At 32.4% G+C, this 349-nt stretch carries 1 pseudogene; it reads left to right on the plus strand.

Features of this window, described 5'->3' with window-relative positions:
* Positions 1-116 precede the first annotated feature (116 nt).
* Positions 117-349 (plus strand): annotated as a pseudogene (locus V7068_RS21965) (hypothetical protein); the annotation flags it as partial.

Consider the following 349-nt stretch of genomic DNA (forward strand, 5'->3'; position numbering starts at 1 on the left):
AGAAATATATCTTTGGTATAATTTAGTTGTATTTCAGACTATTTATAATGAAAATTAAGAGGGTTAATTGTAAAGTTAAAGTGAGTTTAGTAATTTTTTGAGCGGAGGTGTACGAAATGGAACGGATTACAATTCCACAAGATGCTAAAACAATTATCAGCACATCAAGTAAAGGCGATCAATCGAAATGGTTAATAGGAGATAGGTGGATTAAAGAGAATACACGTGGCTACGAAAATATGGCGGAATATGTTGCTTATCTCATTTTAAATAGCTCAACATTACCAAAAAACTCCTTTGTTCCTTATATCCCTTGTTTGATTAAAAAGGTTGATGGGACCGTTACAGA

Source organism: Bacillus sp. JJ634, from assembly GCF_036962285.1.
Lineage (GTDB): Bacteria > Bacillota > Bacilli > Bacillales > DSM-1321 > Peribacillus > Peribacillus asahii_A.